The organism is Maricaulis sp., from assembly GCF_034670125.1.
GTDB lineage: Bacteria > Pseudomonadota > Alphaproteobacteria > Caulobacterales > Maricaulaceae > Maricaulis.
In genome coordinates, this window is sequence record NZ_JAXMOC010000002.1 from 323,821 (window position 1) to 346,385 (window position 22,565).

The window sequence follows — 22,565 nt, forward strand, 5'->3', positions numbered from 1 at the left end:
GTTTTTCAAAGGCATCCCGGTCTCATGCTTTCCAATTTCCGAGCTTTCGCCCAGTCGCCCCTCGCGCTGGTCATCATCGTTCTGCTGGTTCTGTCCTTCGCCATCGCCATGCCGGGGGCTGGAGGTATCTTCACCGGCAGCGGTGATGCCGTCGTGGTGGTTGGTCCGGAACGGATCAGCCAGCGCGAGATGGCTGTCGCCTTCAACCGCGAGGTTTCTCGGCTGCAGGAGCAGAACCCGGACGTGACCCGCGAAATGGCACGAGAGGAAGGGATCGCCTACCAGGTCCTGCAACAGCAGATTTCCATGGCGACCATGGCCGCCCGCGCCCGTGACCTGGGTCTGGCGATTTCCAATGTCGCCATTGTCAGCGAAGTTGCCGATGTGCCGGCTTTCCGCAATCCGGTGACCGACCGTTTTGATCGCGACACCATGGCCGCGGCCCTGCAACGATCGGGCATGACCGAAGATCAGTTCGCCCGCGATATCGAGGGCGACCTGCTGCGGTCGCAACTGATGGCCACCCTGGCCGGCTTCACCGACCTTCCCGACCAGATCGCCGCCACCCGTTACCTCGTGGCCGAGGAACAGCGGCGGATGACGGGCCTGGTGATCGATGCGTCGACCGCCGACGAAATCGAGGACCCGAGCGATGACGTCTTGCAGGCGTTTGTCGACGAAACGCCCGGCGCCAATGGCGAACCGCTCTTCACCCGTCCGGAATACCGCGCGATCACGCTGGTTCGGTTCCAGCTGGAAGACTTCATTCGCGATGTCGACGTCGACGAGGCGACCCTGCGGGAGGTTTACGATTACGAGATCGCCACCAACCAGATCGGCACGCCGGCCCTGCGCAGCTTCACCCAGCTGACCGCCAGCGATCAGGCGGTTGCCGAGGATGCGGCCAGCCGTCTGTCCGCCGGCGAGAGCCCGGCGGCGATCGCGACCGAACTGGGACTTGATGCACCGCTGGCCCAGACCGACGTTCAGCAGTTCGAGATCCCCGATGAAGGATTGGGCGAAACCGTGTTTGCCATGTCAGCCGGTGAAGCCCGCGCGATTGCCGGACGTTTTGGCTGGAGTGCCGTCATTGTCGATACCGCCGTGGACGCCGTCCAGCCCACATTCGAGGACGAACGCCCTCGCCTGCAGGCGGATGCGGCCCGGGCCCAGGCGACCGACGACATGTATGACGCCATCTCGGCTTTCGAGACCGTGCGCGCCACCGGTGCGTCGTTGGAAATCGCCGCGGAAGAATCAGGAACGCCGCTGGAAGTCTTCCAGCCCTTGACCGTCAACTCGGTCGACGCGGACCTCCAGTATGATGTCGAGCGCTATGAGGCGCTTGCCCCGGAAATCCTGCCGGCAGCGTTCGACCAGCTCGAAGGCTTCGAGACCAATCTGGAAAGCTATAACGAGACCGATTTTTACACGCTTCGCGTTGACGAAGTCATTCCCAGTCGCCCGTTCGAACTGGACGAGGTCCGCGAGCAGGCGGAAAGACGCTGGCGCTCGATCCAGATCGACACGCAATTGCAGGCCCGCGCCGAAGACGCGCTGGCGCAGCTCGAGGCGGGCCTGGACATGGAAACGGTGAGCCTGATTGCGGTTGGCCGAACGGAAACCGCGACCCTGAAACGTGGACAGACGGCCGGCGGTTTCACGCGCAATGCCGTGTCCCTCGCCTTCACCACCGAGCCCGGCACCCACGAAATGCTGCAGATCGGCGAAGGCCGGTATCTGGTCTTCACCGTCGACGAAATCATCCCGGCCGACATCGCGGCAGCGCCGGCCGCTGATCTCGCCGGTATTGAATCCAGTCTCACCACAGAGCTGGGCAATGACGTCGTCGCGGCAACCCGGGAGTACCTGATCCGGGATTACGGGATCACCGACGAGTCGGTTGACGGCCGCCTGTACTCACTCGCTATCGGTGAGACCGATCCCAGCACGCAAAGATGACGCCGCACGCGGCCATCACGCCTGACTTCGCAACCGCCGCGGCCCAGCTGGAGCGGGGTGAGACCTGCGTCATCCAGGCCCGGCGTGTCGATGACCTTCTGACCCCGGTCGCGGCCTATCTGCGACTGGCCGACAGCCAGCCCAATACCTTCCTGCTCGAGTCGGTCGAGGGTGGAGCCTGGCGTGGCCGGTATTCGGCCATTGGCCTGGATCCGGACCTGATCTGGCGATGCCGGGACGGCGTGGTCAGCGAAGCCCGCGGCGTGGACGTCGCGGCGCGAACGTTCACGACGCTCGACACCGCACCGATGGACGCATTGCGTGAGGTTATCGAAGCGGCGCATTGCCCCCTGCCCATCGATGCACCGCCCTTGGCCTCGGGCCTGTTTGGCTATCTGGGCTATGACATGGTGCGCTATCTGGAGCGCCTGCCCCAGGGCGCTGCGCCGGACCCGCTTGGCCTGCCCGAATCGACCTTGCTGCGCCCGCAGACGATGGTGGTCTTCGATGCGCTGAAGCAGGAAATCCAGGTTTACTGCCCGGTCCGTCCCGGTGATTTCTCCGCCCGCGAAGCCTATGACGCGGCGGTCGAGCGCCTGCAAACGACATTGCAAAAGCTGGCCGCGGCGACCCCGGAGAAAGGGGTGCCGACCGGCGAAGTCGGCCCGCGTCAGTCCAATCGCAGTGCCGAGGATTATCGCGCCGCTGTCGACAAGGCGCGTGACTATATCCGGACCGGGGATGCCTTTCAGGTGGTGCCCAGCCAACGTTTCTCGGCGGATTATCCGGCCGACCCGTTTTGGGTCTACCGCTCCCTGCGACGGCTGAACCCCTCGCCCTTCCTGTTCTTTTTCCGCTTTGACGGGTTTGAAGTGGTCGGATCCAGCCCGGAAATCCTGGTCCGGCTGCGCGATGATGTCGTCACCATCCGTCCCATCGCCGGCACCCGGCCGCGCGGCCGGACACCGGCCGAGGATGACGCCTACGAGGCCGACCTGCTGGCCGATCCGAAGGAGCGGTCCGAACACCTCATGTTGCTGGATCTCGGTCGCAATGATGTCGGCCGTATCGCCAAACCCGGCTCTGTCCGGATCACCGCGCGTGAAATTGTGGAACGCTACAGCCACGTCATGCATATCGTGTCCAATGTCGAAGGCGACCTGGCCGATGGTGAGGATGTCGTTTCGGCCCTGTTTGCCGGATTTCCGGCCGGCACCGTGTCCGGCGCACCAAAAGTCCGGGCGATGGAGATCATCGACGAGCTGGAACCACACCGGCGCGGCGTTTATGCCGGAGCGGTCGGCTATTTCAGTGCGGGCGGCGGCATGGATACCGCGATCGCGCTGCGCACCGCCGTGTTCAGGGATGGCCGCATGTACGTCCAGGCGGGTGCCGGTGTGGTGCTGGACAGTGATCCGGAGTCCGAGCGCGTCGAGACGGTCAACAAGGCCGAGGCGCTGTTCCGCGCCGCGATCGACTCACTCGACCACTGAAGCCTGCAGGCCCGGTTCGGCCACGAACAACCGGTCGGCCAGCGATCCCGCGGTGACGAAGTCCAGCCCCTGCGCGTCAGGGCTGTCCAGCCAGGCGGCCAGGGTATCAAGGGTCAGCGCGTGGGGGTGACCGATCACGACCGCATGTCCGTCCCGTCTCGCCAATTCGGCGGCCTCGGTCAGGCGCTCGGTGATTGCCGCCGCGTCGCGATCATGGTCGAGGAAAATATCACGCTCCAAGGCGCGCAATCCTAGACCCGCGGCAACCGCCCGCCCGCGGCTTTGTGCCGTGGTCAGACTGTCGAGAAACAGGGGATTGGAGTGGCTGACAGCGGACAGTGCCACGCGCAAGGCCCGCGGGTCCGCGGTGAAACGGCTTCCCATGTGATTGTTGAGCCCGATGGCGCCAGGCACCCGGGACATGGCCCAGCGCAATCGCGCCTGCAGGTCGGCATCGCTGAGCCCGAGGCGCAGTGCATTCGGCCCCGGGTCGGCCAGTCCGACCGGTTCCATCGGCATGTGCAGCAACACGTCATGCCCGTGTCGACGGGCCAGCGCGGACAACGCGATCGAGGCATCGGCATAGGGCAGGATTGCCACGGTTAGCGGAACCGGCAGCTGCATCACCCGTTCGGCGGCCGCGACGTCGAGTCCGACATCGTCGATGACCAGCACGATCTGCGGTCGCGAGGCCAGCGCGGCGGGCCTGCGTACCGGGTCGACGGCCGCGGGGCTCATATCTGATGCGGCCCCGTCGATCGGAGCGGCAAGCGCGGCCAGGGCCACCTCAGTGCCACCGCCCTCGACCGAATCAAAATTGCGGATCGGGTTCACCCGAACCGAGCGATGTTGTTCGGGACTGTTTGCGGATGCCACTGAAAGGGTCGGGAAACCGCCCTTGCTTGCGACCGAAAACACAACAGCACCAAGAAGATACGCGGCAGCAGCCAGCGCCCCGGCAAAAGCGGGGATCGCGGAGTGACGGGCCTTGATGGGCGGAATGACGGGTCCGGACATGTCACCAGCACGCTGGAATGTGGTTAATCAGTCGTTAATGCATTCCCGGGATTGGCGAAATCCGCCCTGCTCACTAGGGTCTGCGGCAGGGAGAGCGCCATGCTGCTGATCATCGATAACTACGACAGCTTCACATTCAACCTGGTTCATTACTTCCAGGAGCTCGGTGCTGGCACGAAAGTGATCCGCAATGACGCCATGAGCGCCGCGCAAGCCCTGGCGCTCGCGCCGAGCGGGGTCGTCCTGTCGCCCGGCCCCTGTGATCCCGACCGGGCCGGGATTTGCCTCGAGCTGATCGCAGCCGCTCCTCGGGATCTGCCGATACTCGGTGTCTGCCTCGGTCACCAGTCAATCGGTCAGGTGTTCGGTGGCGAGGTCGTGGCCGCGAAAGAGATCATGCATGGCAAGACCAGCGAGGTGGTTCATGACGGAACCGGACTGTTCAAGGACCTGCCCAGCCCCTTCACAGCGACGCGCTACCACTCCCTCGCGGTGCGACCCGACAGCCTTCCCGACGTTCTGCGCGCCACCGCCCACACCGCCGACGGCGAAATCATGGGATTGTGCCACCGGGATCGGCCGGTCCATGGCGTCCAGTTCCATCCCGAGTCGATCGCTTCCCAACACGGCCACGCCCTGCTGCGCAATTTTCTCGACCTGACCGGACTGCCCCGCGCCGCTGCGGCCTGAGCACCGTCACCGCTGGCCGACGTTGAACCGACGGCTGGCTCGCGCTAGATCGGGCGGGTTCGCTTTGTTCAACCCGGTGACAGGTATGCCGTCTTCTTTCGCTCCATCCGCTTCCAGCCCGGCCCATTGTGCCGGCGGGAACGCCGTGCGAGCCGCGACGCGCGTTCGATACTTCCAGCCGGCCGCGCAATGGTGCCCGGATCATCGATGGCGTGATGACCCCGCCTGACCTGTCCGGTTCGCGGCCCTTGTCCGCCTGTGATCATTCCCAGCGAAACGACTGACCATGAAAAACATCTACCTGTGCCTGACCGCGTTCGCCCGCGGTACCTATCCGGATGACGGGGCCATCGCCGGCGCGTTCGACGAACTCATGTCCGGGGATGCCCCGGACGCGGCCATCGGCGGCTTCCTCGTCGGTCTCGCGGCGATCGGCGAGCGCCCCTCCGACATTGCCGCCGGGGCCCGCGCCCTGCGCAGCCGGATGACCCGGATCGCAGCGCCGGCGGGGGCCATTGATACCTGCGGCACCGGCGGCGACGGCAAGGGCGCCTGGAATATCTCGACCACGGCCGCAATCATTGCGGCGGGCGCCGGCGCCACGGTCGCCAAGCACGGTAACCGCGCGGCCTCCTCCAAGTCCGGCTCCTCCGACGTGCTTGCCCAGCTCGGGGTCAAGCTCGATTGCCCGCCGGAGGCCGTCGAGCGGTCCCTCGCCGAGGCCCGGGTCGGTTTCCTCTTTGCCCCGGCCCATCATGCGGCCGTCCGCCATGTCGGTCCGGCCCGCCAGGCGCTGCGCGTTCGAACCGTTTTCAACCTGCTCGGACCGCTTTCCAATCCGGCCGGCGTGAAGCGGCAATTGCTGGGCGTTTATGACCGGCGCTGGCTGGTACCGATCGCCGAGGCGCTGCGCGACCTGGGTTGCGAGCACGCGCTCGTCATCTGTGGCCAGGACGGCATGGACGAGTTGACCACCACAACCGGCTCCGACATTGCCGAGCTGCGTGACGGCGATATCCGTGAATACAGCTTCCATCCGGAAGACGCCGGTCTGACGCTGGTGACGGAAGCGGACCTGCAGGGGGGCACACCGGCTGACAACGCCGCGGCAATCCGCGCATTGCTCGATGGTGAAGCTGGCGCATTCCGCGACATCGCCATTCTCAACGCCGGGGCTGCGCTGATGCTGGCAGGGCTCGCCAGCGACATCCCTGAAGGCACGAAACTGGCGGCCGCTGCTGTTGATGATGGCCGGGCCAAGGCGGCGCTTACCCGCATGGTTGCCATTTCCAACGGGGAGGCGTGAGCCGTGACCAACACGCCCGATACACTGGCCCGCATCGGTATCTACAAGCGCGCCCACATCGAGGCCTGCAAGACGGCCCGCCCCTATGCCGAGATCGCCGCGGCGGCACGCGACACCGCACCGGTCCGTGGCTTCACGGCAGCCCTTGCCTCGGCACCCGGCGGACTGGGACTGATTGCCGAAATCAAGAAGGCCAGCCCGTCCAAGGGGCTGATCCGCGCCGATTTTGATCCACCGGCGCTGGCACGTGCCTATGAAGCAGGCGGAGCGGCCTGCCTGTCGGTCCTGACAGACACCCCCAGCTTCCAGGGCGCCGATGCCTTCCTGACAGCGGCCCGGCGCGCCGTCGCCATCCCGGCTTTGCGCAAGGATTTCATGTATGACCGCTACCAGGTCGCCGAAGCGCGCCTTTTGGGCGCTGACGCCATCCTGGTGATCATGGCGGCGATTGACGATGACACGGCCCGGTCGCTGATCGAGGAAGCCGACCATTGGTCGATGGATGTCCTGGTTGAGGTCCATGACGCGCCGGAGGTGGAGCGTGCCTTGCGGCTCGATTCGCCGCTGGTCGGAATCAACAACCGGAATTTGCGGACCTTCGAGACATCACTCGACACGTTCGACGCCTTGGCCCCGATGGTCGGGCCCGACAGATTGCTGGTCGCGGAGAGCGGCATATCCGGACCGGACGATGCCCGCCGGGTCCAGGCGGCCGGGGCGCGGGCGCTACTGGTCGGTGAGAGCCTGATGCGACAGGACGATGTGACGACTGCCACCCAGGCGCTTCTGGGCCGATCCGACCCGGCTTGACGCTGCATCAGAACACTTGTAGAACAAACGCAACTATTCCTGATTTGTTCCTGCAGTGTCGGTTCCGATTCCCGGCCCGATTTCCGGAACGCAAACAAGGGGGTCACCTTGCTGACGCGGAAACAGAACGAGCTTTTGCTGTTCATCCATAATCGCATCAAGGAAACCGGGGTTTCGCCCTCGTTTGACGAGATGAAGGGCGCCCTGCAACTGGCGTCCAAGTCCGGAGTTCATCGCTTGATCACGGCGCTTGAGGAGCGCGGTTTCATCCGTCGCCTCGCCCATCGCGCCCGGGCATTGGAAGTCCTGAAACTTCCCGAGTCGGCAGCAGCCCATGAAGCGCCCGTCCTGCCAAAGGGCGATCTGGGCGACAATGTCGTGCGCGGCAATTTCGCCAAGCCCGATCCCGATACCCACGAACGATCAGTCGAGATTCCCATGCTCGGGCGGATCGCCGCCGGCGTACCGATCTCCGCGATCCAGCACGAGACGGACCGATTTCCGGTACCGGCCGACATGGTTGTCGGTGGCGAGCATTTCGGGCTTGAGGTGAAAGGCGATTCGATGATCGAGGCCGGCATCATGGATGGAGACACCGTGCTCATCCGCCGGTGTCAGTCGGCCGAGACGGGAGACATCGTGGTCGCCCTAATCGATGACGAGGAAGCAACCTTGAAGCGCTTGCGCAAGAAGGGCGGCTCCGTCGCCCTGGAGGCTGCCAATCCGGACTATGAAACGCGGATTTTTCCGCCGGATCGTGTCAAGGTTCAGGGTCGCCTTGTGGGATTGATCCGACGCTATCACTAGCGGATGAACACGGTTTTGCGCGGGTGTTCGAGCCTGAGCACGAGGGGGCTACGCACTCATGCACGGGCGACCCTGTTCGTGATTTCAGGTCCTTTGCCGGTTTGCGCACGATGACGTCCACACGCGGGCGTCAGGCTCGCGGGCAGGATTTGTATCCGGCCTGCCGGCATTTCCGGTCCCTGCCCGTGCCGAGTCAAAAGCGCCGGGTCAAAGCCGCCGGTTCAAGGCCGCAAGGTCATTCGATCCCGTTGGGCCTGGATGCAGTTAGGATGAGAGCCTTGCCGGATGAACGCCTTGCTGGATGAAAGCCTTGCCGGGTGAACGCCTTGCTGGGGGAGAGCCGCCTGGCCGCGGCAAACAGGGGTTGGGAAACACGCGCGCTTGCGATGGAATGGGCGTCGCAACAGGCGACCCCTCGCTTGGTCCATTCCGGTTTGGTTCGCTCCTCGTTGGTCCGCTCCTCGTTGCGACGCTCCAGGCGAAATCTGTGAAATCGCGCTATGCAAACCCGCCATCGCGACCGCTGGCGGACCCGGACACGTGCCCGCGACGTCGCCAGTCAGCCACGCCAGCCCCATCCCCGTAGAGACCGCTCTCGATAATAACGCCCCTCCCCGCAGTCCCATCCGCAGGCAATCACATCTGCGCCCACCCCCGACACTGTCCAACCGCGTCCCTGACCCGCACGGCCATTGGCCAATCAACCCGTCGACCAAAGCCGTCTGACGCCAGCCGGTCGCGCGCTCCGGACCGACATTATCCTGTGTCCACCTGTTTGAATGACCTGGCTGCCGGTACGGGCAAGACGGTCAGGGTCGAATACCTCGGCTCTGCATTGAGCGATGATCCAGGTCGGCATCCGGGCGTCGCTGACAATGATGTCCGAGCGGGCGCAATCAGTGGCCCAGTCATCAAGCCGGGTCAGCCGGGTGACAGTCAGCTCGCCCAGACGGGCGCTGCACCCGCTCCCGTCGCACCGGGCCTGCCAGCGCTGCGGCGGCGCTCCGCCGACCCCGCGCGCTTCCAGAAAGACCCGGGCCGCAAAGCGCGACCGGCGACGGTCACTGACCACCCAGGCCTCATCGCCATTGCGGGCCAGTACCAGACCGGTTTCAGAAATGAACAGGTCAGGCTGGGGCAGCAGCATCCAGGCGGCCAGGGCGATCGCCATCACGGCGCCACCGGCTCCGCGGAACGCTCCACGAAGCAAAAGAAGCAGGATGAACCCGGCCGAGAACAAGGCCAGCACCGCACCTGGCGCGGCCACGACAGTGCGTTGGGCACCCGGCCAGTCAGCAACACGTCCGGCAAGGTCGAGCATGACAACGAGCCCGGCCTCCATGACCCGGAACGGGAGCGCATCGAGCCCGACAGGGATCAGCACCAGGCCCAACACACCGGCCGGCATCACCAAGAGTGAAAAGATGGGCATCACCAACAGGTTGCCGGCCAGCCCGAAGGTGGCAATGCGGTGAAAATGGAACGCTGCGAATCCGGCCGTCGCTGTACCGGCAACCAGGCTTGTTGTCCCCAACCCGCCAATGAAGAGCCGGAGCTGCCCGAACACGCCGCGGCTGGCGCCATGTCCGCGGGATTGCTGCCAGACCCTGGCCACTGCGACGAGGGCTGCCGCCGCCGAAAAGGACATCTGGAAACCCGGAGTCACGATGGCCTGTGGCTGCATGACGAGAACGGCAATCACCGCCAGCGCCAGAGTATGCATGGACAGGGCCCGGCGTCGCAGGATGACGGCGCCGAGCACCGAGACTGTCATGATGAAAGCGCGCTGTGTGGGAATGGTCGAGCCAGACAGGACGAGATACCCGGCCGCGAAAATCAGGGCGACAAAAGCCGCCGGCAAGGCCGGGTCATGCCGACGCGCCCAGGGCGTGATGGCGGACAGGCAAAGCCTCACCGCAAAAAATACGCCGCCGGCCAGCAAGGCCATGTGCATGCCGGAGATGGCCAGGACATGGCCCAGTCCTGCCCGGCGCAGGGCTTCGACATCGCGGGGCGCGATGTGGGCGCGGTCCCCCGTCAGCAAGGCGGCCGCAAGCCCGCCGGGCCGGGGCGCCATCCGGTCACGGATATGGCTTGAGAGCGACGCCCGGATACGGGCAATACCGCGGGCCAGCCGATCCCCGTCGACAGATGGTCCGGCGGTTGCCGGACTGATGCCATAGCCGGTCGCGACAATGTTCGAAAAACCGGCGTGAAACGCGAAATCATAACTGCCAGGCACCGCAGCCGGCCGTGGCGGCGACAGGACGGCGCGGAGCGCCACCGCGTCGCCGGCAACGAGGCCTGCGGGGTCTCCCAATACCCTCACCCGGACCACACCGGACGACGACGCCGCCAAAGCGCCATTGGAGACCCGGATCAGCAGCCTCTGGCGTCCCGAACCGCTGCGGTCGACCGCCTCGAGCCAGCCCTCAACCAGCACCGCTTCACCCCCGCCGCGATAAACAGTCGCACCATGATGGGCGCGGGTGTGATCCTGGGCTCGCCACATGAATGCGGCAGCCGCGACCAGCAGGATCGCCAACATCGCCGTCAGGCGAAGCCAGCGTTTTCGGCCAACAGGGGAAAAATGTACCAGCAGCCCGAGCACCAATCCGGTCACTGCCGGAACGAGGAAAACAACGGGTCCCGGCTCGGCCGAGACGAAAAAATAGGCGCTACAGCCAATTATTCCGCCCAGGGCTGTGAGGATGACCGGACCGAAATCTGCAAACGGGTCGATGGACTTAGCCGGTCGCATCCGGTGACGTGCCGGGCGGTGCGGCCTGATTGCGTCAGGGTCGAGCATGAAGCAGCCTACGGTCTATCGCAAAACCTGATATTCATGCTAACACGACTTCCTCCTCTCGCAGTGCAACATGAATTCGCAATTGCAAAACAACGCCAAGATGATCCGTACCCGCTTCGCTCCTTCACCGACCGGCTTCCTTCACATCGGAGGGGCACGAACGGCGCTGTTCAACTGGCTGCTGGCGAAGCGCCATGGCGGCACCTTCCTTCTGCGCATCGAAGATACCGACCGAGCGCGCTCGAATCCGGCCGCCGTTGAAGCCATCCTCGACGGATTGTCATGGATGGGTCTGGACTGGGACGGCGAGCCGGTCTCGCAGTTTGACCGGGCCGGGCGGCATGTCGAAATCGCCGACGAATTGCTGGCGCGCGGCCGCGCCTTCCGATGCTATTGCACACCGGAAGAGACCCAGATTCTTCGGGATGAAGCCTATGCCGCCGGTCGCGCCCTGCGCTCGCCCTGGCGGGACAAGGGAGCGGCCGAAGCCCCGGCAGATACGCCTTTCACGGTACGCTTCAAGGCGCCCGACAGCGCTGTGGTGATTGATGATGCTGTCCAGGGTGAGGTGCGCTGGGCCGCCAAGGAATTCGACGATCTCATCCTGCTGCGCTCCGACGGCACGCCGACCTATAACCTGGCCGTGGTGGTCGATGATCACGATATGGAGATCACCCATATCGTTCGCGGCGACGACCACCTGGTCAATGCCGGGCGTCAGAGCCAGATCTACGACGCCATGGCTTGGGAGCGACCGGTCTTTGCCCATGTCCCTTTGATCCATGGCCAGGACGGCAAAAAACTATCCAAACGCCATGGCGCGCTCGGCGCGGAAGCTTACCGCGAAATGGGGTATCTGCCGGAAGGGTTGCGCAACTACCTGCTGCGCCTCGGTTGGTCGCATGGCGACCAGGAATTGTTTCGTGACGCCGAAGCCATTGCCGCGTTCGACCTGGCCGGCTTGAACAAGGCGCCAGCCCGGATGGACCTGGACAAGCTGAATCATATCAACGGGCACCATCTCGCCCAGGCGGATGACGTACGGCTCGTTGACCTGCTTGCGCCCTTCCTGGACACGCTTGAAGACCGGATCGACGACGCCGGCATCACCCGTGACCGGTTAGGGGCCGCGATGCCGGTGTTGAAAACCCGGGCGTCAACACTGGAAGAACTGGCGACCCAGTCCTATTTCCTGCTGCGCAAGCGACCGTTCACGCTGGAAGGCAAGGCCGCAAAGCCCCTGAAGGACGATGAAGCGCGCCAGCGGCTTTACCGCCTGTTCACGCATCTCGGCGATGTGAGTGAATGGAATGAAACCACCCTGGCGGGGTCGCTCAAGGAATTCGCCGAGGCCGAGGAAGTCGGCTTCGGGAAAATCGGTCAGCCGCTGCGCGCGGCGCTGACTGGCGGAGCGCCCGCTCCCGACCTGGCTCTGGTCATGACCTTCATCGGTCGCGACGAGACGCTGGATCGTATCAAGGATCAGATGACGCCGGTTGCATCCGAGTAGCCGGCGAACCATGGAGATGACGTGATGGAAAACAAAGCCAAGCCGAACGGATCGGCCACGCTCAACTACAATGGCAAATCACTCGAACTGCCGGTGTTCAGCGGCGAGATCGGACCGGATGTAATCGACATCCGCAAGCTTTACGCCGAAACCGGCATGTTCACCTACGATCCCGGTTTCACCTCGACCGCGAGCTGTGAAAGCCAGATCACCTATATTGACGGCGACAAGGGCACCCTGCTCTATCGTGGCTATCCGATCGACCAGCTGGCGGACAACTCGAACTTCATCGAAGTCTGCTACCTGTTGATGAATGGCGAACTGCCATCCAAGCCGGAGCTGGAAACATTCGACTGGACGATCCGTCGCCATTCCATGCTGCACGACCAGTTCGACCAGTTTTTCCGTGGTTTCCGGCGCGATGCCCACCCGATGGCGATCATGGTCGGCACCGTGGGAGCACTGTCTGCATTCTACCACGACTCGACGGACATCAATGATCCCGAGGCGCGCACAATAGCGTCGCACCGGATGATCGCGAAGATGCCGACGATCGCCGCACGGGCCTACAAATATGCCATCGGCCAGCCCTTCATCAGCCCGCGCAACGAGCTCGACTACGCTGCCAATTTCCTGCGCATGTGCTTTGCGGTTCCGGCCGAGGATTACGAGAGCAATGCGGTGCTCGCCAAGGCGATGGACAAGATCTTCATCCTCCACGCCGATCACGAGCAGAACGCCTCGACGTCGACGGTCCGCCTGGCGGGGTCTTCGGGCGCCAACCCGTTCGCCTGTATCGCAGCGGGAATCGCCTCGCTCTGGGGACCGGCCCATGGCGGTGCCAACGAAGCGGCACTGAACATGCTCAACGAGATCGGATCGGTCGACAAGATTCCGGAGTATGTCCGCAAGGCCAAGGACAAGTCGGACCCGTTCCGCCTGATGGGCTTCGGTCACCGCGTCTACAAGAACTACGACCCCCGCGCCAAGGTCATGCGCGATACCTGTCATGAGGTTCTGGACGTTCTGGGCGTGCGTAACGACCCGACCTTGCAGGTCGCCATGGAACTCGAACGCATTGCGCTGGAAGATCCGTATTTCGTCGAGAAGAAGCTTTATCCGAACATCGACTTCTATTCAGGCATCACCTTGAAGGCGATGGGCTTCCCGACCGAGATGTTCACCGTCCTCTTTGCCCTGGCCCGGACGGTTGGCTGGATCGCGCAGTGGTCCGAGATGATCGAGGACCCGACCCAGAAGATCGGTCGTCCGCGCCAACTCTTCACCGGCGCCCGTCCGCGCGACTATCTGGACCTGTCCAAACGCTGAGCGGATCCGTATGCACCATGAAGAAGGCCGCTCCTTTCGGGGCGGCCTTTCTTGTTTGCCGATCAGTCGCGCGGGTCGAGGCCGGCGAGGACCGCTTCAGCCGCCCGTATACTGGCCTGGCCATCGCCGCGCAGCGTCGCCGTGATGCTTCGAAGCCGGACCGACATGGCCTTACGCCCCGCCGGGTCCCGTAGTAAACCGTCGACCGCGTCGGCGAGCCTGGACCCTGTACAATTCAGCTGCACCAGCTCGGGTATGACCCGTTCGTCGGCGGCGATATTGACCAGCGAAATGTGCCGCGTCCGGATCAGGTTGAACGCGCGGGCGATGGCCCAGGTGATCCAGCCCAACTTGTAGCTGGTCACGGTCGGAACACCGGCTGTCGCCAGCTCGGTGACAACGGTGCCCGAACACGCCAGCGCCTGATCCGCCGCCGCAAACGCATCCGCCTTTTCGTCCTCACCGACCCGGATCGCCGACGCGAGGCTGTCATGGGCCGCAATGACCGCGTCAACATCGCCGGCGACAGGATCGGCAACCGGCAGGACCACACGCAGTCCCGGGTACTGATCAAGCAGTCGCCGGAGCGCATCCGCGAAGGGCGGGGTCATGCGGCGGATCTCGGACGGTCGGCTGCCCAGCAGCACGACAAGCACCTGATCGGCATCACCAATGCCGTGTCGCGCCCGGAATGCAGCCCCGTCACCGGACGGCAGGCGTTCCAGAGTCGGATTGCCGACAAAAGTCACCGGCAGGCCGTGCGGCGTGTAAAAGGGAGCGTCGAAGCTGAGTATGGTCAGCAGCTCATCGACCGTGTCAGCCAACACGGCCGCGCGACCCGGTCGCGTTGCGAAAACCTGGGGGCCGACATATTTCACCAGCCGGATCGAAGGATCGACAGCTCGCACCCCGCGCGCGACCCGCAGGGTAAAGCCCCAGGAATCAATCAACACAACCGTGTCAGGCCGTGCAGCGAGGATCCGCTCGACCGCTTCGGCGACCGATTGCTTGACGCGCTTGTAGGCTTTCAGCCCGTCAATCCAGCCCAGAATATTGAGGCCATCGATCGACATCTGCGACGCAATTCCCGCCTCTGCCATGGCCGACCCACCGATCCCCGACAGGGTCACATCTCCGCCCGTCAGGCCGACCAAGGCGCGGGCAAGGTCGGCGCCGAGCAAATCTCCCGAACGTTCGGCCGCGACCAGGTAAATGTGCGGCTGGCTCATTGGGCTGACTCGATCAGGACAAACAGCCCGTGTTCCTGCAACGAGGCCTCGACTCCGGCCCGGTCGACAATCAAGGCACCGTTGGCTTCCAGCACAATGCCGGCGAGACCGGCCCGGGCACAACGCTCGACCGTGTCCACTCCGATGGTGGGCAGATCGACCCGACGTTCCTGAATCGGTTTGGGCCGCTTGGCGAGCACGCCCGACCGGTCCGTCGGCGTTCCCCGGATCGGGGCCGGAAGTCCGGCAACCCGCTCCAGCATTGCGTTGGTGCCCTCCTGGGCCTCCACCGCAAGCACCACGCCGCCGGACACAACGGCGCCCTGACCGATATCCAGTCGACCAATTTCCGCCGCTACCATCATCGCCTTGCGGGCATCATCCAGATGGGCATCAGCGGCTTCGGCACGCCCCAGACAGCCGACCGGCAAGCCGTCCTGCCCCAACAGGCTGTCAGCGCCGATGACAGCAAAACCGGCACGCTCGAACTCCTCGACCACGACGCGGATGACCGCGTCGTCACCATTGCGACCCGCCGCCAGCGCCCGCGGCACCATGACCAGGCCGCGAGTGTCCATTTTCAGGGCTTTGAGGTCAGGGCGGGACACATATCCGGCAAAACAGATGGCGTCACAGCCGGCACCGCGGAGCGCCTTGATGATGCCGCCAATCTCACCAACCGACAGGGACACATTGTCGACGCCGCTGTAATCGCGGTCGGCAAACCCACGCAGCACGATCACGAAAACCGGTTGGCCCGCCTGAGCCTTGAGGATTTCCAGTGGCAGGTCACCGCCGCCGGCGATCAGGCCGAGTTTTGTCCAGTTCTGCTCAGTCATCCGGCATGCAGATGGAACGCTTGGTGTCGTCACGGATGAAATCAATAATCTCCGCGATCGGCGCATTGTTGGAATAGAGCTGTGCGACGTCGTCCACACGTTCTTCGAACGTGCCCTCTTGGGCGAACAGCAACCGATAGGCGGCTCGCAGCTCGCGCAGGGTCTCCCGCGGCATGCCCCGGCGCTTCAGGCCCACCACATTGAGGCCGGCCAGATGAGCGTGATTGCCGATTACCGACCCGTAGGGAATGACATCGGCGGTGACCATGGCCATCGCCCCGATGAAGGCGTGACGGCCGATCCGGCTTTTCTGATGGATGCCGGCATAGCCGCCCAGAATCGCGTGATCCGCGACCACGGTCTCGCCACCGATCGCGGCGCAGTTGGCGAACACCACCCGGTCCCCGACGATGCAGTCATGGGCGACATGAGCGCCGACCATGAAATACCCGTCATTGCCCACCACTGTCCTGCCCCGCGCGAATGTGGTTCCGGGATGCATGGTGACATTTTCACGAATGATATTGCGCTGACCGATGACCAGCTGCGTGTCTTCGCCCTGGTATTTGAAGTCTTGCGGCGGGTGTCCCAGCTGGGCACCCGGGTAAACGACACAGTCCTCGCCCAGGGTCGTATTCCCGGCGATGGTCGCGTGGGAAATGACCCGGACGCGGTCCTTCAAAACGACTTTGGGGCCGATGATCGAGAACGGGCCGATCTCGACGCCGGCGCCCAGCTGAGCCGCCGGATCGACAATGGCGGTTGGGTGGATGTCGCGAGACTGGGTCATGAATTCTCGATAGCCTTGGCGGAAAACTCGGCCTGGACAGCACGTTTGCCGTCCGCCCAGACCTCGCCCTTGAACTTGAACACGCCATGGCGTGCTGCCGTCACCGTCACCGGCATACGCAGCATCATGCCCGGGCGAACCGGCGCGCGGAAGCGGACCTTGTCGGCGCCCATGAAAAAGACTGTCGCGGAATCCGGCGACGCGCCTAGCGTCTTGTACATCAGGACGGCACCGGCCTGGGCCATGGCCTCAATCATCAAGACCCCGGGCATCACCGGATTGCCCGGAAAATGGCCCGGAAAGAAGGGCTCGTTCGCCGTCACACCCTTGATGCCGACGATCGACTGTCCGGCGACATAATCCTCGGCGGCGTCTATCAGCAAAAAGGGGTAGCGATGCGGCAGAAGAGTCTGGATTTCCGCGTTCTCAATGCGATCGGACACGCTGGTCAACCTTTCCTGGAGGTCTTGTCTTTCGGCCGCGCCAGACGACGCAACTCGGCGAGTTCACGCAGGTGTTGGCGCATCGGCTGGGCCGGATTTCCGACCCAAATCTCGCCCGCCGGAACATCCCGCGCAGCCGCGGAATTGCCGCCGACGCGAGCCCCCTTTCCGATCGTCACATGGTCATAGATCCCGACCCGGCCGCCCAGCATGGCGTTGTCCTGCAGAACAGCGCTGCCGGCCAAACCCGAATACCCGGCCATGATGACGTTCTCGCCAATGACGGCGTTGTGGGCGATGTGGCACAGATTGTCGATTTTTGACGCGTTGCCGATCCGCGTCGCGCTGAACAGGCCGCGATCAATCGCACAATTGGCGCCAATGGTGACGTGATCGCCGATCACTACGCTCCCCAAATGCAAAATACCGACTGTATTTCCGTCGGATACTGCAATGCCGAAGCCATCCTCGCCAATCACGGCTCCCGCAAGAATGTTGCAATCGGCGCCAATATCACAGCACAGCAGGCTGACGCGGGCCGCCAACCGCGTGTTGTCCCCGACCCGGCAGCCCGGTCCGACAACGCTGTGGGGACCGATGACACAATTGCGTCCGATCTCGGCGCCGGCGCCAACAACAACCCCGGCGGCCAGACGGGTCCCCTCCCCGATCCGGGCGGTCGGATCGATATAGGTGTCGGCGGCAAAATCCCGGGCCTGGAACAATGCCGGAAGCACACGGGCAAAGGCCGCTCGCGGCTCTGGGTGGGTCAGGACAACCGCACCCAGGCGTCTGGCGTCCTCGGTCGCGGCCTCGGGACATATCAGCACAACACCGGCCAGGGCCCCATCCGGCGCGGTGCGCAAAAGCTTGGCTTTTTCGGCATAGCTCAGGGCGCCTGCAACCGGCTCACCCAGCGGTGTGACCCGATCGACCTCGGCATCGCCTGTGCCAGAATCGGAAATCGCCGCACCCGAGAGCGCGGCGATCTCTGTCAGGGTCAGCGGGCCAAGCCGGTCATAGAAACGCGGATCTGCCACTGTCTTCCCCCTGGATGTCAGACTATTGCTGGCGCTGCTGGCCGGCTCCGTCTTGCGGAAGGCGCACACGCGTCACCGGAACGGTTGGCAGACGTGCATTCAACAGGGCGATTACATCCGGGGAAATGTCCATTTCCGGGGCCGCAAACACCAGGTTGGACCGGTCCACGAGAATATCGATACCCTGGGCCGCGACGACTTCCTCGAGGATCGGGCCGAGTGCCTCATAGACCGGGCGCATGGCCTGGCGCTCCGTCTGCACGATTTCCTGCTGACGGGCCCGACGCAGGACCTCGAACTGCTGGGCCTGCTGGTTCAACGTGGTGATCCGGCTCATCAGGTCCGGGCGCTCCTGGATGGCCTGCTGCGTCATCGACGCTGTCTCGGCATTGAGGCGCTCGGTTTCCTGCTGGATGGGCTGGCTCAGGGCCTGCAGTTCAGCATCGATCTGCTGAGCGATTTCCTGCATCCGCGCGGCGATGTGGACGCCAGCCGCGCTCTCACGCAGGACCCGCTCCTCGTTGAGTACCGCGATATTGGCCTGCGCCATCGCCGGGGCGGCGATGCCGATCACGAGGACCGGAAGGAGCAGAAGAGTTTTAAGCAATTTCATAGTATTAGAACCCTGTTCGAGTGCTGAACCGGAAGAACTCGGCCCTGTCATAGTCTTCACGGAGGAAGGCTTGAGCAAAGTCGAACCGCACCGGTCCGAATGGTGAATCCCAGAAGATGCTCAGGCCGGCCGACGCACGCAGCGCCAAATCATCAACCGTGAACACCGATTGTGTTCCCTCGTCTACCTGATCGGCCGAGTCCAGCATGCCAAGCGTGCCGAATTCGGTGAACAGGCTCCCTCTCACCCCGTATTGCTCGGGCAAACCGAGCGGGAATGAGACTTCCAGTGCACCCACTGCATAAAGCCTGCCACCCAGGGCATCACCCCGGATCAGCTCGCCCGTATTGGGATCACGCGACACGGCGCGCGGGCCAATACCGGCGACTTCAAAGCCGCGGAATGAGTTTCCGCCCTTGAAGAAGCGATCATTGATCCGAACCGAGTCTCCGCCCCATGGCAGGACGAAGCCACCGTTCATCGTAAAGCTGGCGACCACCTCATTGCCGAGTAGACCCGGGAAGAATGGCCGATATATGGCGCCGTTGAATTCCGAGCGGACATAGCGAACATCGCCGCCAATACCCGCAAATCCCTGCGTAAACTGAAGCCGGTAACCATTGCTCGGCTCCACCGGGTCATTCAGGCGCGACCAGTTCAGCGTATAGGTGAGAACCGAGGTGACCCGGCTTCCGGCCTGGTTGATCAGAGCCGAGGACGCAGAGGAGAACACCAGGACATTATCGGTCCGGTAGGTGTAGCCCAGCTGCAGATTGGTCGACGCGGTGACCGGGAAACCCAGCCGCAGGCTGGCGCCGGTTGACTCGGTTTGGAACGAAGCTTCGGACAGGAAGTCGGAATTGACCCGAAACAGGTCAAAGCCGGCGGCCAGGTTGCGGTCCAGGAAGCGCGGTTCGGTAAAGCGAATATCCAGCGATTCGCGGTTCGACGAGGCGGAAATCCTGAAACGCAGGAACTGACCCCGACCACGCAGGTTCCGTTCCGAGATCGACAGATCGATCAGGAAGGAGTCGGTCGAGGAGAAACCGGCACCGAAGGCCAGCTCGCCCGTCGGTTGTTCGGTCACGGCGACATTGACGCGAGCACGGTCCGGGGCCGAGCCCGGGGTCTCTTCAACTTCGACATCCTCGAAGAAGCCGAGACGCCGGATATTGTTGCGGGACCGGTCGATCAGGACCTGATTGAAGGCGTCGCCCTCGACAATATCGAGTTCGCGGCGGATCACCTGATCCAGTGTCCGTGTGTTCCCGGAGATATCGATGCGTTCGATATAGACCCGCGGGCCCTCATCGATCACGAATTCGACGTCAACGGTCCGGTCTTCGCGATTACGGGTGGTCAGCGGACGGATGTTGACGAAGGCGTAACCCGCTGCACCGGCCGAGAAGGTCAGCGCGTCAATACTGTCCTCGATCAACTGCCCCTGGAAGAGATCACCTTCCTGGACCGGCAGGATCGCCTGCAGGAATTCCGGATTGAGATCGGGGATTTCGGTCGAGACCGTGACGTTGCCGAAATTGTAGATCTCGCCTTCATCGATCGTGACCGTGATGTAGAAATCACGCTGATCGGGCGTCAGTTCGGCCACCGCAGAAAGAACGCGGAAATTGGCATAACCCTGGTTCGAGTAGAACTGACGCAACAGTTCGCGGTCATATTCCAGACGGTCCGGATCGTAATTGTCGTTGGACGAGAAGAAGCGCCACCAACGCGATTCGCGCGTCACCAGTTCGCGGCGCAAACGGCGGTCCGAATAGCTCTCATTGCCGATGAAGTTGATCCGGCGCACGCCGGTAACCGGACCTTCGGAAATCTCGAAAATCAGATCGACGCGGTTTTGCGGCTGCTCGACGATCTTCGGGGTCACGGTCGCGGCAAAGCGTCCGGAACGCCGATAGACCTCGATGATGCGCTGCACATCCGACTGCACCCGTGAGCGGGTGAAGATGGCGCGCGGCTGGGCCTGGATTTCGTCGGTGATCTTCTCGTCATCAATGGCGCTGTTCCCCTCGAGGATAACGCGGTTGATGATCGGGTTTTCCTGGACCCGGACGATCACGATCTCGCCGCGATCCTCCATCTGCACATCCGAGAACAGGCCGGTGGCAAACAGGGTCTGGATCGACAGGTTGACCAGTCGGGTATCGAAGGGCTGGCCCGGTTGCAGCAGCAGATAGGACAGGACCGTATCGGCCTCGACCCGCTGATTGCCCTCAACCAGGATTTGCCGGACCAGCGGGGCAGCAGCAGGCTGCTGCACCTCGGTCTGGGCCGTTGCGGGAACTTCCGCACCCGATTGTTGTGCCGACGCTATGGTCGCCACACTCACAGTCATCAGGGCTGCGAAGAGCACACGCAGAACACTCACCATGGAAGATCGCCGCTTGCTGGGCCCGGTCAGTTGCTCACTAGAACCACTGGCTGAGCTTGTAATTTATATCATTCCAGGTCGCTACAAGCATCAAACCGAGCACGAAAACAAGCCCCACCCGGAAACCGAGTGCTTGCGCCTTCATGCTCAGCGGACGTCGTGCCACCGCTTCATAGCCGTAATACACCAAATGCCCGCCGTCGAGGATGGGTATCGGTAGAAGATTGACCAATCCCAGTCCGACGGACAGCACGCCGGCCAGGTTTATGAGGTTCACGAGCAGCGCACGCGCGGCGTCAAAGGCACTGCTATGGCCTTCTATGGAACGCTGCGCCACCTGCCCGGCGGCGGTCGCGATACCAAGCGGGCCATTGAGAAGCTCCGGCGAAGCGCGGCCGGTCACGATGTTTGTGACGTAATCAACTGTTGTGGAAACAACAGCACCCGTCTGGCCGATCCCGTATCCGACTGCCTCGATCGGATTATAACGGCGATACTCAACAAACCGGCCGGCCGACAACATCCCGAGCCTGGCATAGGCCGGTGATACATTCGTGGCCCCTTCGGGTGTGTCCCGCGGCTCGACTGTCAGGCTTAAAACCTGATCGCCGCGCTCAACCCCGACATCAAATGCGTCAACAGCAAGGGCAACGAACTGGCTGAATTGCTGGAAGCTGACGACGGCCTCATCCCCGATCGATATAATCCGGTCACCGACCTGGAATCCGGCCTGCGCGGCGGGGCCGGCGTTTTCGATCCCTCCGATGACAGGTTCGGAAAAAGCCTGGATGCCAAGCTGGGGCAAGCGCCGCGAGCCTCCGAACTCGTCTTCCACGGTATTTCGAGCCGCCACCATCTGCAGCGGGATGACCGTGCCGTCCCGCTCGATTTCAACGGACAGCTCACTGGTCCCGCTGGAAATCACGATCCGCATGATGTCGTTGAAGGCTCGAACCTCGCGCCCGTCGATGGCAACGACCCGGTCTCCAACCTGAATCCCCGCGCTGGCGGCCGGAGACTCTGCGACAACCGCTCCGACGACAGGCTGCAGCTCGCGATTGCCGAGGGTCAGCGACAGGCCGGCAAAGATGGTAATGGCCAAAATGAAATTCGCGATCGGCCCTGCCGCCGTAATGAAAGCGCGCTGCCAGATCGGTTTGAAGTGATAGCAGCGGTCCGCCGCCTCCCCCATCTGCGCGCGTAGCTGCGCCAGCTTGTCGGCATCGGGTTCGCTGGCCGCGCCGGCATCACCGAGGAATTTCACATATCCGCCCAGCGGCAGGGCCGCGACGCGCCACACCGTGCCGCGCTTGTCCCGCCATGAGAACAGGGTCGGGCCAAAGCCCATCGAGAAGGCTTCCGCGTGTACACCGCAAAAGCGGCCCGCCCAATAATGGCCAAGCTCGTGAATCACGACGACAATCGAGATCAGGAACACGAAGGAGAATATGGTCAGAAAGCCGTCGCCGATCAGGCTCATGTCAAA

18 protein-coding genes are annotated in these 22,565 nt (G+C 63.5%); 8 read left to right on the forward strand and 10 right to left on the reverse strand.

All coding sequences use genetic code 11. The annotated features are described in order from the left end of the window. Positions 1–24: 24 nt before the first annotated feature. Both VOI18_RS04895 and trpE read left to right on the forward strand, forming a co-directional pair. Entirely contained in the window at positions 25–1,962 is a 1,938-nt protein-coding gene (locus VOI18_RS04895; protein ID WP_323761291.1) for a peptidylprolyl isomerase, read from the forward strand. Then, the gene (gene trpE / locus VOI18_RS04900; RefSeq protein ID WP_323761292.1) at positions 1,959–3,455 is read left to right on the forward strand and encodes an anthranilate synthase component I; all 1,497 of its coding nucleotides are present in this window, start codon (positions 1,959–1,961) and stop codon (positions 3,453–3,455) included. Before VOI18_RS04895 ends, trpE begins: the two co-directional genes overlap by 4 nt. Here the strand turns inward: trpE and VOI18_RS04905 are convergent. After that, entirely contained in the window at positions 3,441–4,472 is a 1,032-nt protein-coding gene (locus VOI18_RS04905; protein ID WP_323761293.1) for a divergent polysaccharide deacetylase family protein, read from the reverse strand. The two genes, trpE and VOI18_RS04905, sit on opposite strands and share 15 nt — an antisense overlap. Before the next feature lie 99 nt (positions 4,473–4,571). Between VOI18_RS04905 and VOI18_RS04910 the strand changes: the two genes are divergently transcribed. From VOI18_RS04910 to lexA, 4 genes are all read left to right on the forward strand, one after another. Continuing rightward, the gene (locus VOI18_RS04910; RefSeq protein ID WP_323761294.1) at positions 4,572–5,162 is read left to right on the forward strand and encodes an aminodeoxychorismate/anthranilate synthase component II; all 591 of its coding nucleotides are present in this window, start codon (positions 4,572–4,574) and stop codon (positions 5,160–5,162) included. Between the two features lie 286 nt (positions 5,163–5,448). Continuing rightward, positions 5,449–6,468 (forward strand): anthranilate phosphoribosyltransferase, encoded by a 1,020-nt coding sequence (trpD, locus tag VOI18_RS04915; RefSeq protein WP_323761295.1) that lies wholly within the window; start codon positions 5,449–5,451, stop codon positions 6,466–6,468. 3 nt (positions 6,469–6,471) lie between these two features. After that, positions 6,472–7,278 carry an indole-3-glycerol phosphate synthase TrpC gene (gene trpC / locus VOI18_RS04920; RefSeq protein WP_323761296.1) on the forward strand — a complete coding sequence of 269 codons (807 nt, stop codon included), beginning with the start codon at positions 6,472–6,474 and terminating at the stop codon, positions 7,276–7,278. Between the two features lie 108 nt (positions 7,279–7,386). After that, a complete protein-coding gene (gene lexA, locus VOI18_RS04925) occupies positions 7,387–8,085 on the forward strand; it encodes a transcriptional repressor LexA (protein ID WP_323761297.1) in 699 nt (232 codons plus the stop codon). A gap of 700 nt (positions 8,086–8,785) precedes the next feature. Here the strand turns inward: lexA and VOI18_RS04930 are convergent. Then, positions 8,786–10,846 (reverse strand): ComEC/Rec2 family competence protein, encoded by a 2,061-nt coding sequence (locus tag VOI18_RS04930; protein WP_323761298.1) that lies wholly within the window; start codon positions 10,844–10,846, stop codon positions 8,786–8,788. A gap of 118 nt (positions 10,847–10,964) precedes the next feature. Here VOI18_RS04930 and gltX point away from each other — a divergent pair, with 118 nt between their 5' ends. Continuing rightward, a complete protein-coding gene (gene gltX / locus VOI18_RS04935) occupies positions 10,965–12,404 on the forward strand; it encodes a glutamate--tRNA ligase (protein ID WP_323761299.1) in 1,440 nt (479 codons plus the stop codon). Positions 12,405–12,428: 24 nt separating this feature from the next. Then, on the forward strand, positions 12,429–13,733 hold the full coding sequence (gene gltA / locus VOI18_RS04940) for a citrate synthase (RefSeq protein WP_323761300.1): 1,305 nt from the start codon (positions 12,429–12,431) through the stop codon (positions 13,731–13,733). A gap of 62 nt (positions 13,734–13,795) precedes the next feature. Here gltA and lpxB read toward each other — a convergent pair whose 3' ends face one another. The 8 genes from lpxB to rseP are packed head-to-tail and all read right to left on the reverse strand — an operon-like array spanning position 13,796 to position 22,559. After that, a complete protein-coding gene (gene lpxB, locus VOI18_RS04945; protein WP_323761301.1) occupies positions 13,796–14,962 on the reverse strand; it encodes a lipid-A-disaccharide synthase in 1,167 nt (388 codons plus the stop codon). Next, positions 14,959–15,801: an LpxI family protein gene (locus tag VOI18_RS04950; protein ID WP_323761302.1), complete on the reverse strand. Its 843-nt coding sequence runs from the start codon at positions 15,799–15,801 to the stop codon at positions 14,959–14,961. Before VOI18_RS04950 ends, lpxB begins: the two co-directional genes overlap by 4 nt. Beyond that, on the reverse strand, positions 15,794–16,591 hold the full coding sequence (gene lpxA, locus VOI18_RS04955) for an acyl-ACP--UDP-N-acetylglucosamine O-acyltransferase (protein ID WP_323761303.1): 798 nt from the start codon (positions 16,589–16,591) through the stop codon (positions 15,794–15,796). Before lpxA ends, VOI18_RS04950 begins: the two co-directional genes overlap by 8 nt. Continuing rightward, on the reverse strand, positions 16,588–17,043 hold the full coding sequence (gene fabZ, locus VOI18_RS04960) for a 3-hydroxyacyl-ACP dehydratase FabZ (RefSeq protein WP_416374856.1): 456 nt from the start codon (positions 17,041–17,043) through the stop codon (positions 16,588–16,590). Before fabZ ends, lpxA begins: the two co-directional genes overlap by 4 nt. Next, entirely contained in the window at positions 17,040–18,074 is a 1,035-nt protein-coding gene (lpxD, locus tag VOI18_RS04965; RefSeq protein WP_323761305.1) for a UDP-3-O-(3-hydroxymyristoyl)glucosamine N-acyltransferase, read from the reverse strand. The genes fabZ and lpxD overlap by 4 nt, the downstream gene beginning before the upstream one ends. A gap of 22 nt (positions 18,075–18,096) precedes the next feature. Continuing rightward, positions 18,097–18,687, reverse strand: coding sequence for an OmpH family outer membrane protein (locus tag VOI18_RS04970; RefSeq protein WP_323761306.1), 591 nt, complete (start codon positions 18,685–18,687; stop codon positions 18,097–18,099). Between the two features lie 4 nt (positions 18,688–18,691). Further along, positions 18,692–21,079, reverse strand: coding sequence for an outer membrane protein assembly factor BamA (gene bamA / locus VOI18_RS04975; RefSeq protein ID WP_323761307.1), 2,388 nt, complete (start codon positions 21,077–21,079; stop codon positions 18,692–18,694). Positions 21,080–21,116: 37 nt separating this feature from the next. Further along, positions 21,117–22,559: an RIP metalloprotease RseP gene (rseP, locus tag VOI18_RS04980; protein ID WP_323761308.1), complete on the reverse strand. Its 1,443-nt coding sequence runs from the start codon at positions 22,557–22,559 to the stop codon at positions 21,117–21,119. Between the last annotated feature and the right edge of the window lie 6 nt (positions 22,560–22,565).